The sequence below is a fragment of the uncultured Chitinophaga sp. genome, assembly GCF_902168175.1.
GTDB lineage: Bacteria > Bacteroidota > Bacteroidia > Chitinophagales > Chitinophagaceae > Chitinophaga.
In genome coordinates, this window is sequence record NZ_CABHOU010000002.1 from 1 (window position 1) to 13,700 (window position 13,700).

Sequence of the window (13,700 nt, forward strand, 5' to 3'; positions counted from 1 at the left end):
ATTTTGAAACTTTTTGTAACCGGGGTGCTAATGTTTTGCCCAAAAGGCAGCTTAGCCAGTTGTTACGGGTCCTTATCAACAACTGTCCGCGGTTTAGTGTCCAAACACAACGTGTTATGCGATTATCAACCATTTTATTGTTTGCATTTTTTATGCAGGCCAGCGCCAGCAGTTATTCGCAAACCATTACTTACAGCTGCAAGAACGAATCGCTCGAGAATGTTTTTAAAGCCATTAAACAGCAAACGGGCTACCTGGTATTTTATGACCAGGCGGTGGTAAGCGGTATGAGAAAAGTGAGCGTGGAAGCCAAAGCGCAGCCGCTGGAAGGTTTTGTACGCGAAGTAATTAAGGGGATGCCTTTAACTTATGCCTTCGAGAACAAAACCATCATCATCAGTAAAAAAACTACCCTGGCACAACTGCTGGACGAGGTGCCGCCCGCACCTCAGCAGGTATCGGGGTTTGTGAAAGATGAAAAGGGTTACCCCGTGGCAGAAGTGGTGGTGGTGATGTTACCGCAAAACCGGTATGCCGTTACCAATAAAGAAGGATATTTCATTTTTGATGTGGTGAACCCGGGTGAATACACCCTGCAGTTCTCGCATATCAGCTACCAGAAGATGTCGCAGAAGATCACGCTGGGCGAAGAGGCTTACAATGCTACGTTTACCATCAAGGGTGGGGTAGACCTGGAAGGGGTGACTATCAGCACGGGTTACCAAAAGATCGATCCTACTAAAGTAACGGGTGCTGTAGCACTGATCACCGCCCGGGACATTGCCGCCAGCCCTGCTATCAATATCATGGAGCGCCTGGAAGGTAAAGTGGCCGGTGTATACTTCGATGTGCGTAACAACAGGATACAGGTACGAGGCGTAAATAACTTAAATCTTGAAGGTACGCCGCCGCTTATCGTTATAGATGGTTTTCCGGCCATAGACCAGAACCTGATGAGCAATCCTGGCACTGGCCAGTCTGGTACCACGGGGGCTACCAACAATACCATTCTGAATTCTTTTAACCCAGCCGATATCGAGAGTATTTCTTTTTTGAAAGATGCGGCTGCTGCTGCTATCTGGGGTTCCAGGGCAGCTAACGGTGTAATTGTTATTGAAACGAAGAAAGGAAAAAAGGGCGCCAGCTCACTGGTATTCGGTTCTGCGCTCAGTGTTTCTTCTCCTGCCGACCTTTCCCGCCTGGACGTGATGAACAGTGCGCAATATATCGACCTGGAGCAGGAAATGTTCGATAAGAACTTCTTTCCAAACCCCAACGATCACTGGCGTTATCCTGAAGTGAGCGACGCAGTGAACCTGATGTTCAACGCGCAGAGCGGTAAGATCAGTGCAGCCGAAAGAGATGCGAAGCTGGCGGAATTGTCGCTCCGCAATAACAGGGGGCAACTGGAGCAATACATGCTGCAGAAAGCCATCACACAACAATATAACCTGTCTGTTTCAGGTGCCGGTGAAAACAGCACCTATTATATTTCCGGCAACTATTCCAAAGACCGCCCGGTGTTTAAGAACAACAGCGCTGAAAAGTACTTCCTGAACGCAAACATCACCAACGATCTGTTTAACAAGCGTGTGAAATTGTCTACCGCATTAACGCAGGGCTTTTCCAACAGCAAGGTAAACAACGCGGCTATCCGCTCGTTAAGCCAGGGTAATTATGGCCTCAGGCCTTATGATCAGCTGGTTGATGCTTCGGGCAATTCAGTAGACCGTTATATCGCTTTCAAAAAAAGTACGTCCGACAGTCTGGCTAACCTGGGTTACCTGCCCTGGTCGTACAATGGCATTAACGAACTTGATTTGAACAATACTTTGTACACCAGGAACGAAACCAGGATCACTTCGCAGGTAACGGTGAAGGCCACAGACTGGCTGGATGTAGCCGTATCCGGCATGTACCAGCGTAACAGCGCCAATATGAAAAACCTGGCGGATGTGGAAAGCTATGAAACCCGCGATATGGTCAATACCGGTACCGTTTTTCTCACCCAACTGCCAACTTATGGTGTGCCTATGGGAGGGATACTTAAAACCACCAACTCTACCAGCGAAGACAAATCACTGCGGTTCCAGGTGAATATCAACAAAACATTTGGTCAACACCAGGTAACGTTTATAGCGGGCAGTGAGATCAGGGAAACGAATGTTACAGGCGAGGCCAGGATACGTTATGGGTTTGATAAAGACGCCTCTTCCGGCATACCCGTAAACCCGATGGTGCCTTACCGTACTATATACGGCTACTCCCGCACGCTGCCTTCGCCCAACGAAGCCGTAATGGTAGACCGGAAACGTTATTTATCCTATTACGGAAATGGCAGCTACGACTACAAAGGCAAGTACCACGCCACCGCCAGTATCCGTTACGACGATTACAGCATGCTCGGCATGGACCGCAGCAACCGCGCATTGCCGTTATGGTCGGCCGGTGCAAAGTGGGATATCAACAAAGAAGATTTCATGAGCAATGTGAGCTGGCTGGATGTGCTGGCCCTGCGCGGCAGTTATGGCATCGCAGGAAGCATCCCCGCCAGCGGCTCCAACTATACTTTATACAGCACCATCGCTATCGATCCCATCACGCAACTGCCTTACGGTACCGTGGGCCTGCCGGGCAACCGCGGTTTGAGATGGGAAACGTCCAAAACACAAAACCTGGGGGTAGATGCGGCTTTCTTTGCAAGCAGGCTTACCCTTACACTCGATGTGTACAGGAAGAAGTCTGAAGGCATCCTGTACGCATTCCCCATCAATCCGGTGTATGGATGGCAGGACCTGGCCTACAATACGGCTAATATGAAATCGCATGGCGTGGAAGTATCTATTGGCGGCGAAGCAGTGCGTACGCGCAACTGGACATGGAGCAACAACTTTAACCTTGCTTACAACACCAATAAAGTTACCGACAGCCGTTTCCCGAAAAGTATGCTGGTAGAAAACAGGGGCGCTTTCGTGAAAGGCTATGCCGCTGATAATATGTGGGTGTACCGTTGGGCGGGCCTTGATAACCAGGGCCAGTCGCAGATATATACTGCTGACGGTAAGATCATTACCTCTGATATTCCTTCTTATGAGTTAAGTGCAGATGACCTGAAATCAGTAGGCCGCAGAACACCTCCGTTTACGGGTGGTTACAGTCCCACTATCCGTTATAAAAACCTGAGCCTCTCCGCCAGGGCCGTTATTTACCTTGGGCATGTGGTGGCTATGAACCCGATTACCACGAGCTCTTATCCGAACGGCGGTTTCTACCAGGGCTTTTTAACGAGCAATAAAGCTTTGGCCGACCGTTGGCGTCAGCCGGGCGATGAAGCCACTACGAATGTTCCCGGTCTTAGCGGCATCAATTTCGAAAGCATTGAACGCTACATCAATTCGGACCTGAACGTAATAGAAGGCGATAACATCAGGTTACAGCAGTTAACACTGAACTATACGCTGAATGCTGCGGCAATTCGCAGTCTGCGCATAGTGAAGTCGCTCACAATGGGTGCCACCGTGGGTAACCTGGGGCTCATCTGGAAAAAGAACAGGGAAGGGGTTGATCCTGATTACATGTTCGCCGGTGCTTACAGCAGCTTACGCCCTGCAACAACTTACACGTTCAACGTAAATGTTTCATTTTAATTAAACATTGATCATGAAGAAACTCATATATATAGCTTTGGCAGGTGCCGCCTTATTCGGCAGCACCGGTTGCCGTAAGTATGTGGAGATAGACCAGGTGGGCAAACGTACTTTGCATTATACCAGCGATTACCAGAACATACTCAATAATATAGATGCGGTGGAACAGTCTTATTACTATTCCACCCTGGCCAGCGATGAAATGAGCGTGTACGACGATATGTACGCTAATGCTATGAGCGACCAGGAGAAAAGTGTTTACCGCTGGGCTGCCGATTTGTTCGGTGACACTAATGATACCGACTGGGACGCTTTGTACAAGAGCATTTTTATGTTTAACCAGGTGGCCGACGAAGTAATGGACAGTGATGGGGGAACAGACAAACAGAAGCGCAGCATCCGTGCAGCAGCACAGGTACATCGTGCATACGCTTACTGGGTGCTGGTGAATACGTACGCCAAACAGTACGACGCCACCACTGCAGCTACTGATCCCGGTGTGCCAATGTTGTTACAACCCGTGTTTTTTGTCAACCTGAAGCGCGCTACAGTAGAACAGGTATATACCCAGATTAAAAAAGACCTGACAGAAGCAATAGCCGATTTACCGGCCACTTCGCAGTTCAATACTTTCCCTTCACAGGCCGCTGCCTTTGCCGTACTGGCGCGCACTTGCCTGCAAATGGGCGCGTATGCCGATGCCGGCCGTTTCGCTGACAGTGCGTTGCTGCGCAAAAATGGCCTGCTCGATCTCAATGATCACATTTCCGATCCGTTTACCTTGCCAGCAAGGTTTAATGACCCGGAGCTGATTTTCTCCAAAAGCCTTAACGGTGTTGGTGTGTTGGCATTGAGCCAGGAAACGATCGACCTGTTCGACGCGAATGACCTGCGTTACGAGCTGTTTACGGCAGATGGACAGGAAGTATTTTTCAGGCCCTTTAATGGTCGCACTTATTTCCGCTATCTGCGTACGTTTGGTACCACGGGTTATGTGTTGCAGATCGGACTGAACGTGCCCGAAATGATGCTGATCAAAGCAGAAAGCCTGGCCAGGGCAAACAATGGCGGCGATGCAGTAGACATACTCAACACCCTTCGCCAGAAACGTTTCCGGGCCGCAGATTATGTTGCCCTTAGTGCCACAACGGCTGATGAGGCGCTAGACCTGGTAATCGAAGAGAGGAGGAGAGAGCTGCTCGGCGGTGGCATACGCTGGTTCGATCAGAAAAGGTTGAACAAAGAACCGCACTTCGCGAAAACAGTGACCAGGCAATTGCTTGGCGAAACATACACACTTGCGCCTAACAGTAATCGCTACGTGTTTCCAATTGGCAGCAAGTACATTTTATTAAACCCGGAAATAGAACAAAACCCGCGATAAACTAAACCAGGCTTAAATAATCCAATTTTTTATGTTGAAACGTAAGATGCAGATCTTCGCTTCTGTGGCTTCCTGCGCCCTAATTATGACCGCAGGTAATGCCCAGGCGCAGTTCTGGAAGAAGAAGAAGGTTACGCCACCGCCAGTTGCGGCAGCGGATACGACCAAAAAGAAAGATGCGCCGAAATTGAAACCTTATGAGGAAGTGTTGAAAGACGCGAAGGCCAGTAAAGGTTTTTTAACCGTGCATACAAAGGATGATAAATACTACTTTGAAGTTCCAAACACCCTGCTGGGCCGCGATATTCTTGTGGTAAGCCGTATATCCAAAGCTTCGGTTGAAATGCGTAACGGCGCCGCTGGTTACGCCGGCGACCAGATCGGTGAAACGGTCTATCGTTTTGAAAAAGGCCCGAAGGATAAGGTGTTCCTGCGCCGTATTTCTTTTATCGAATACGCGGCCGACAGCACCCGTTCTATGTACAACAGCGTACAGAAAAACGGCGTGCAGGCTATTGCAGCGGTATACCCGGTACTGGCTTATTCGAAAGACAGCTCTTCCTCGGTATTTGAGGCCACTGAACTGCTGAACAGCGATAACGAGATTATCTGGTTCCAGCGGAAAGCGTTTAAAGAACGTGCCGGCATGGGGTCGCAAATAAACGAGGCCAGCTATCTTAACTATGTGCGTACCTTTCCCACTAACATCGAAGTAAATGCCGTAAAAAGCTACACGCCTGGCTTAAATCCATCGGGCCCCAGTTACACCGTGGAGCTAAATGCCTCGATGATGCTCCTGCCCGAAAAACCTATGCAGGCGCGTTATGCCGACCCGCGTGTCGGATACTTTGCCGTTGGGCACCGCGACTTCGAAATTCATCCGCAAGGCGTGGAAGATGCTGTGTATATCCGTCGCTGGAGGCTGGAGCCTAAGCCGGAGGACATGGAGAAATACAAACGCGGCGAACTCGTAGAACCGGTAAAACCCATCGTGTTTTATATCGATCCTACTACACCGGAAAAATGGATACCGTACCTGATCGACGGTGTAAACGACTGGAAAGTAGCCTTCGAGCGTGCTGGTTTTAAAAATGCCATCTACGCCCGCAGAGCGCCTACTAAAGAAGAAGACAGCACCTGGAGTATTGACGATGCGCGCCACTCGGCCATCGTTTACAGGCCTTCTGTAGTGGCCAATGCTATGGGGCCCAACGTGGCCGATCCCCGCAGCGGTGAGATACTAGAAAGCCACATTTTCTGGTACCATAATGTAATGCAACTGCTGCAAAAGTGGTACATGCTGCAGGCCGGTGCGGTAGATCCCCGTGCCCGTAAAGCGGTATTCGACGATGCGCTGATGGGTAATCTTATCCGTTTTGTTTCCTCACATGAAGTAGGTCACACACTTGGGTTGCTGCATAACTATGGCGCCAGCTCCACCGTGCCGGTAGAGAAACTGCGCGATAAAGCCTGGGTGGAGAAATACGGTCATACGCCATCTATCATGGACTATGCACGCTTTAATTATGTAGCCCAGCCTGAAGATAATATTGGTGATGCAGGTATTATGCCGCGTATTAACGACTATGATAAATGGGCTATTGAATGGGGCTACCGCCTGTTCCCCGAGTTTAAATCGGCGGATGAAGAACGTCATACCGTTGCTAAGTGGGCATCAGACAGTGCTGCTAACCCGCGCCTGTGGTTCGGTTATGAAATGGACCAGCACGATCCCCGCGCGCAGAGCGAAGACCTGGGCGACGATGCGATGTTAGCCAGTACTTATGGTATCAAAAACCTGAAAAGGATCGTACCGCAACTGGTGAAATGGACCGCCAATCCTGATAAGGATTATATGGAACTGAAGAATACCTACGTGCAATTATACCAGCAATATTACCGCTACATAGGACACGTGGCAAAGAATATCGGGGGCATTTATACTACCGAAAAACTATATTCCCAACCTGGCCCGGTGTACGTAACTGTGCCTTATGCGAAACAGAAATCGGCCATGAAATTCATGAACGACGAGGTGTTTAAAACGCCGATGTGGTTAAACGAGCCAACGATTACAGACAAGCTGCCCATGAACTTCGCCATAGAACTGGCTGGTCTGCAGCGCGAAGTGGTTGACGGGTTGATTACGCAGCAGCGTATGAGTAAGCTGATTAATGCGGAGGTGCAGGCGAACGGAAAAGTGAAAACGTACACTCTGCACGAGTTCTTTGCTGACCTGAACAAAGGCATTTTTACAGAGGTATACAGTGGTAAAAACGTAGACGTTTACAGGCGCACCCTGCAACAGTTGTATGTTACCCGTTTATTGTTCCTGGCCAACCTGGCAGATAACCCGGGTTTGATGATGGGTGATTATGCATTCCAGATTTATATTTCTGATGTTCCCGGTACTTTAAAAGATAACCTGCGCCAGTTGCGCCAGGTGATGAGGAAGGCCGTGCAAAACGGAGGGCTGGATGCGGCTACCCGTATTCACCTGAACGATATGGATGACAAGATCGGCGGCATCTTCGAGAAAAGAGTGATGCAGCCCTACGAAATAAAATAGGTTATTCTCATAAAAAAAGTAAATAACGCGGGGTACTGTTTAGTCCTGGCCTATAGATTTTGGTTGTAGTCCCTTGCTTTAAAGCAGGGGACTTTTTTATAAAACCGGGATACTTACCAGTCCCGGCACTTGAAAACCAATCTTCCGCCGCAACACAGCAGTACTTTTTTTATGGGGCAAAGTCCGGCGACCTCAACTACCCGTTTTCTTGCATGGAATCATTTTTGTTAGTCCATAGGGAAAAATAATCTCATGGCACAGGAAGAAGCTCCCAAATCAGTTCCCGCCGCAGGCAATGCCAGCAATCCGGCTCCATTCAGCAGTGAAAACAGGCCGGGAAAAGGTATGCTGGACAAAAAAGCGGAGAAATACATGCGCGAGGGCGCCAACCTGGTAGATATGCCAGATGCGGAGGAAGACCAGGAAGCCATAGACGAAAAAGAGGAAGGGAGATAAAACGAACGCCTGTGACGAGCTACCGTAAGAAGGACTTCCCACGTGGCCACATCCCCAAATACCCCAAAACGGTGCATTACCGGGAGAGGGCGTTTTATGGTCGGTAGTAATTGACCCGTTCTTCCCGCCAAATTACCATTTTCCCGAACCGATTTAGCATTATAGCCACTTTTGAGTATGTTTATGCGCAGAATACAGCTATTTCCCGCTATTGGCGAACACTACTATACATAATGAACAAGCATTGCTGCGGCTGGTAGCCGAGGGCGATGAAACCAGTTTTGGGGAGCTGTACCGTCATTATTATCCACGGTTAAAGCCATATATTTCCCGCAACGCCGCCTCTGAAGTACAGGCCGAGGAAATTATCCAGGAAACGTTTATTCGCCTGTGGCTGAACCGGGAAAAGCTGCCTGAGATAGCAAACTTTAATGCCTGGCTGTTTAAGGTAGCATCCCGCGAATTTTTAACGGCGCTGCGCAAACAGGTGAATTATGAGGAAAAGGTAGGCACGCTGCAGCATACACCGGCCGCTGGTCCCATTTCGCCATTTGAACAGTTGCATGTAAGGGAAATTAAGGCCCTGGTAAAGGAAGCCGTGGAACAACTGCCGGAACAGCGCCGCCGCGTGTTTAAAATGAGCCGCGAACAGGGGCTAAAGGTGAACGAAATAGCCGAACAGCTGTCTATATCGCCGCAAACAGTGAAAAATATGCTCAGCACTTCGCTGAAACAAATACGTGAACACCTCGCCTCGGCAGGACATCCATACCTGCTGCTTTATCTATTGTTAAAAATCCTTTAAAAAAATTCCTCAACGGATAGTACCAATTGCTTTTTCGGCCTTCTTACAGGCAGGAAAGACAAATAATGCTTTGCCTGCGTACCGACATTCATGGAAAAACAACGATTTAACTACCTGCTGGAACAATACCTTAATAATCGCCTTTCCCCGGAAGAAGGCGGGGAGCTGCTCCGTACGGTCAATACCGACGACGACGCCTGGCTCGTAGAGAACATAGCGGAAATGATGGAGCTGGAAGCCGCCACCCCGGCCGAAGTAAGCGGCCCGTTAATGGAAGCCAACATCGCCAGTGTGCTTGGAATTGATAAATCCGGCAGCCGCCGAATCAGTATTTTCCGCCGTTACCGCTGGGCCGCGGCTGCCGCCCTGTTATTACTGGCCGCCGGTACCTGGATGCTGGTAAAGGAAAACCCATCTTCACAAAAGGTAGTGGTGGTAACACCCTTGCTGGACTTAATGCCTGCGCGGAATAAGGCCACACTCACCCTGGCCGATGGCTCCATGGTAACACTGGATAAAGATAGCAGCCGTACCATCAGGCAAGGCGCCACAGCCGTTAAGCAGCAGGGAGGACAATTGATTTATGAGAACAGCACCGCTCCGCAGGAAGTAGCCTACAATACCCTCTCCACCTCGCACGGCAGCCAGTTTCGCGCCACGCTGCCCGACGGCAGCCAGGTTTGGCTGAATGCAGGATCGTCCATTACTTACCCCACTGCCTTTACGGGCAACGAACGTAAGGTGGAAGTGAAGGGCGAAGTATATATGGACGTTGTGCAAAATGCACAGATGCCGTTTAAGGTAACCACAGCGGGTATGGAAGTGGTCGTACTGGGTACCGCTTTTAATATCAATGCCTACGAAGATGAGCCAGGCATTAACACCACACTGGTAAATGGAAGTATAAAAATCAACGCCGGCGGACAGTCGCAAATACTGCAACCCCGCCAGCAGGCCAACATACTGAACGGGAACATCACCTTAAACAGCAAGGCAGATGTGGGCGAAGCCACAGCCTGGAAAAACGGTGTATTCTCTTTTAAAGACGCCGATCTTAAAGCCGTCATGCGCCAATTATCGCGCTGGTACGATGTAACAGTTATTTACGAGGGTAATATCCCATACCGGGTATTCCGGGGCGAAATAGGCCGCGACCTTTCGCTGCACCAGGTATTAAAAGGCCTGGGTAATATGGGCGTAAACTTTAGAATAGAAGAAGGGCGCAGACTTATTGTAACGCCATAAACAGTCGGGGGAAACGATTTTTATTAATAACCAGCTATTAATCAACCAAAATGGGTAGTCAGTAAGCGAAGGAACATCATTCTGGTCCAAATAAAAAACCGGGGCGATTGGACCCGCACCGGTTTATAACGTCCGGATCAGCAGCAAACAACAATCCTCTTAACTATTATTGAATCACTTCAATCCAAACACTGCAAATCTATGCAATGGAATTGTAATGGTAAGGCCCTTTTTATGCCTGGGCGCCAATCAACCAACAAAGAAAATTACCGGCGAAGAAAAATTGCGCTAATTATGAGATTAACGGTTATGCTGATCATAGCAGCCTGTTTAAAAGTAACCGCCGGCACCTATGCCCAGTCGGTAACCTTTAAGGGCGAGCGTGTAGCACTGGAAGATGTGTTTTCCGTTGTGAAAGAACAAACGGGATACGTATTTTTTTATGAGGGAGGGAGTATGCGTGTTGCCCGTCCGGTAAGCATTGATGTAAACAACCTTAAACTCCAGGCTTTCCTCGACGAAGTGCTGAAAGACCAGCCGCTGGATTACACGATTGAGAACAAAACCATCTTTATTAAAAAGAAAGCGGCCATCCCTTATGTAACCGCACAGGACCCGCAGATCGTGGTGTCGGGCAGGCTGGTGCATGGAGCAACAGGGGAGGCGCTGATCGGTGCTACGGTGAATGTGGTAGGCACAAAACAGTTTGTAGCGGCGAACGAGCAGGGTGACTTTAAGATCAGGGCGAAAGTGGGGGATGTGTTGTTGATCCGTTTTATTGGTTTTCAGCAGCGGGAGGTAAAAGTTACCCGTGGCGATTTAGGTAACATCCTTTTATCGCCTGCTTCCACGAAACTCGACGAAGCGGTGGTACAGGCTTATGGTTTTACCTCCAAACGTTTGAATACCGGTAACATCGAAAAAGTGTCAGCCAAAGAAATTGCCAATACACCTGTAGGCGATCCTATACTGGCTTTACAGGGCAGGGTGCCCGGAATGATCATCACGCAAACAAGTGGGGTGCCGGGATCGCCCATTACGGTTGAAATACGCGGCCGTACCAGAGTAGATAAAAACGTGGGTGCCGATAATGAACCCCTGTATATCATTAACGGCGTGCCGCTGGCAGCGCCTACCAGTGGTATTACACGTCTTAATTCGGCTATTACCGGAAGTGGTTTGTTAGGCATGAGTCCCTTATCTACCATGAACATGGCCGATATTGAAAGCGTAGAAGTACTGAAAGATGCGGATGCTACGGCCATCTATGGAAGCCGCGGCGCTAATGGTGTTATATTGATCACTACGCGTAAAGGTAAGGCAGGTAAAAACCGCATTGCTGCCGACATACGTTCGGGCATCAGTAATGTAAGACTTCCCGATCTGTTATCGACGAAGGAATATGTGGCCATGCGTAAAGAAGCATTTTTTAACGATGGCAAAGCGATGAACAACACCAACGCCTACGATTTGCTGCTTTGGGATACCACCCGTGATAACAACCTGGCTAAACAACTTATCGGCGGAAATGCAGAATTTACCACCGCAAATGTTTCTATGTCGGGCGGTACAAAAAACATCCAGTTCATGGTCGGGGGCAACTACGATAAACAAACGAACGTTTATCCGGATAAAGTACCTGTTACCAAAGCGGGAGCTAATTTTAGCATCAATACGGTTTCCGAGGACGGTAAGTTTACCACGCAGTTAAGCGGTAACTACGTGTCTAATGAAAACAATACCGTAGCGAACGACCTGGCAGGTAAATTAACGCTTCCTCCCAACTATCTGTTATATGACGCTGCCGGCAATGTGGCATGGAACGAAAAAGGAATTATCACAGATAATCCGCTGGCCTACCTGAAGCAAAAGTACTCGGTGAAAACAGACAACGTATATGCGAACGCAATGCTGGGATACCGTATTTTGCCGGAATTGCAGGTGCGCGCCAGTATCGGGTACAACAGCCTGGCAACGAGTGAACTCAGGATTATGCCTAAAGCAGCGCAAAACCCGGCCAATGTGACCACTGGTTCTAACCAGTTCGGCAACAGCTCATTCCGCAGTTGGATAGCAGAACCGCAACTCGAATATACAAAGTCGTTTAAAGCACACCGCCTCAATGTGCTGGCCGGTGGTACTTTCCAGTCGCAGCGCAACGAAGGTTACAGCTTTACCGTGAACGGTTACACCAGCGATGAGTTTTTAGGTTCGCTTACGGGTATTACCGCAGCGAATTTCGGGAGTCCCAGCAGCAACCTTAATGAATACAAGTATAATGCGTTCTTCGGTCGTATCAACTACAACTATGAAAGCAAATACATAGTGAATTTATCAGGCCGGAGAGATGGTTCCAGCCGCTTTGGCCCTAACTTCCGTTTCTCCAACTTTGGTGCTGTAGGTGGCGCCTGGTTGTTTACCAGCGAGGAGTTTATGAAAGACGTGAAGGCGCTCAGCTTTGGTAAGTTGCGTGCGAGTTACGGTGTAACAGGCAACGACCGTATTGGTGACTACAAATACCTGGACTCCTATACTTCCTATGTTTTTTATCCCACTTACAAAGATTCCGCAGCATTTGTACCTACCTCCCTGTTTAAACCAGATTTGCACTGGGAGCGTAATAAGAAGCTCGAGTTTGCATTGGAGCTGGGTTTCCTGAACGACCGCGTACTGTTTAACGTAGCCTGGTACCGTAACCGATCTTCTGATCCGCTGGTGAACTATCCGCTACCCAACACCACAGGTTTCAATACTATTACTGCGAACCTTAATGGCGTGTTGGTGGATAATACCGGTTGGGAAATGAGTTTCACGACCACCAACTTTAAGCGATCTGATTTCGACTGGACTACCGGTTTTAACATCAGTGTGCCGAAAAACGAACTGGTACGATTCCCTGGTTTGGCATCGAGCAGCTATGCTACCAGCTATATTATCGGCCGGCCACTTAACATTGTAATGGCAGCGAAGGCAATTGGTGTAGACCCCCTGACTGGCCTGTATATGATTGAGGACAGGGACAAAAACGGCGTGTTTGGCTTCCCGGGAGACCTTGCGCCTTTACTGGATACCGATCCTGATTTCTATGGTGGTTTGACCAACAGCCTCCGCTATAAAAATTTCAGCTTCGATGTGCTGTTGCAATTTAACAGGCAGCAGGGCAAAAACTGGCTATCATCTGTAGCTAATTCCGGCTTTTACCCAATGCCAGTAGGTGGTATTCAGAACGTGGCTGCGGGTGCTATTAAGGATAGGTGGCAGCAACCGGGCGATATTGCCCCGGTGCAAAAGTATACTACAAACCAGCCTGCGTCTAACGCGCTTAGCGGTAACTACGTGGCGTCATTGTCTGATTATAGTTATACGAATGCATCTTACTTAAGGGTGAAGAATATTGCCCTTTCTTACACGCTCCCCGCCAGCCTGCTCAAGCGTATTCATTTCTCCAACCTCAGAGTTTATGCCCAGGCCCAAAACATGTTTACGTTCACCAGTTACAAAGGTGTAGATCCTGAAACTGTTTACATGTACAGGCTTCCGCCATTACGTACTACAGTATTAGGTATTCAAATCGGACTTTAATAACGGGTAAAA

The 13,700-nt window shown here is 48.9% G+C and carries 7 protein-coding genes; all 7 read left to right on the forward strand.

Annotated features, from left to right (window positions below):
* The first annotated feature begins 116 nt into the window (after positions 1-116).
* The 7 genes from QZT80_RS00015 to QZT80_RS00045 all read left to right on the forward strand — a co-directional run bounded on the left by QZT80_RS00015 (position 117) and on the right by QZT80_RS00045 (position 13,688).
* Entirely contained in the window at positions 117-3,647 is a 3,531-nt protein-coding gene (locus QZT80_RS00015) for a SusC/RagA family TonB-linked outer membrane protein (protein ID WP_295116327.1), read from the forward strand.
* A gap of 13 nt (positions 3,648-3,660) precedes the next feature.
* Positions 3,661-5,031: a RagB/SusD family nutrient uptake outer membrane protein gene (locus QZT80_RS00020; protein WP_295116330.1), complete on the forward strand. Its 1,371-nt coding sequence runs from the start codon at positions 3,661-3,663 to the stop codon at positions 5,029-5,031.
* Positions 5,032-5,062: 31 nt separating this feature from the next.
* On the forward strand, positions 5,063-7,600 hold the full coding sequence (locus QZT80_RS00025; RefSeq protein WP_295116333.1) for a zinc-dependent metalloprotease: 2,538 nt from the start codon (positions 5,063-5,065) through the stop codon (positions 7,598-7,600).
* A gap of 252 nt (positions 7,601-7,852) precedes the next feature.
* Positions 7,853-8,056 carry a hypothetical protein gene (locus QZT80_RS00030; protein ID WP_295116336.1) on the forward strand — a complete coding sequence of 68 codons (204 nt, stop codon included), beginning with the start codon at positions 7,853-7,855 and terminating at the stop codon, positions 8,054-8,056.
* A 211-nt stretch (positions 8,057-8,267) separates the two neighbouring features.
* Positions 8,268-8,861, forward strand: a complete 594-nt coding sequence (locus QZT80_RS00035) for an RNA polymerase sigma factor (protein ID WP_295116339.1) — start codon at positions 8,268-8,270, stop codon at positions 8,859-8,861.
* A 90-nt stretch (positions 8,862-8,951) separates the two neighbouring features.
* Positions 8,952-10,106, forward strand: a complete 1,155-nt coding sequence (locus QZT80_RS00040) for a FecR family protein (RefSeq protein ID WP_295116342.1) — start codon at positions 8,952-8,954, stop codon at positions 10,104-10,106.
* A gap of 294 nt (positions 10,107-10,400) precedes the next feature.
* Positions 10,401-13,688: a SusC/RagA family TonB-linked outer membrane protein gene (locus tag QZT80_RS00045; protein WP_295116344.1), complete on the forward strand. Its 3,288-nt coding sequence runs from the start codon at positions 10,401-10,403 to the stop codon at positions 13,686-13,688.
* The last annotated feature ends 12 nt before the right edge of the window (positions 13,689-13,700 follow it).

Bases quoted from the DNA above. Each gene is read 5' to 3' on its own strand.
- QZT80_RS00015 (WP_295116327.1), top strand. From the start codon at position 117: ATGCGATTATCAACCATTTTATTGTTTGCATTTTTTATGCAGGCCAGC.
- QZT80_RS00020 (WP_295116330.1), top strand. From the start codon at position 3,661: ATGAAGAAACTCATATATATAGCTTTGGCAGGTGCCGCCTTATTCGGC.
- QZT80_RS00025 (WP_295116333.1), top strand. From the start codon at position 5,063: ATGTTGAAACGTAAGATGCAGATCTTCGCTTCTGTGGCTTCCTGCGCC.
- QZT80_RS00030 (WP_295116336.1), top strand. From the start codon at position 7,853: ATGGCACAGGAAGAAGCTCCCAAATCAGTTCCCGCCGCAGGCAATGCC.
- QZT80_RS00040 (WP_295116342.1), top strand. From the start codon at position 8,952: ATGGAAAAACAACGATTTAACTACCTGCTGGAACAATACCTTAATAAT.
- QZT80_RS00045 (WP_295116344.1), top strand. From the start codon at position 10,401: ATGAGATTAACGGTTATGCTGATCATAGCAGCCTGTTTAAAAGTAACC.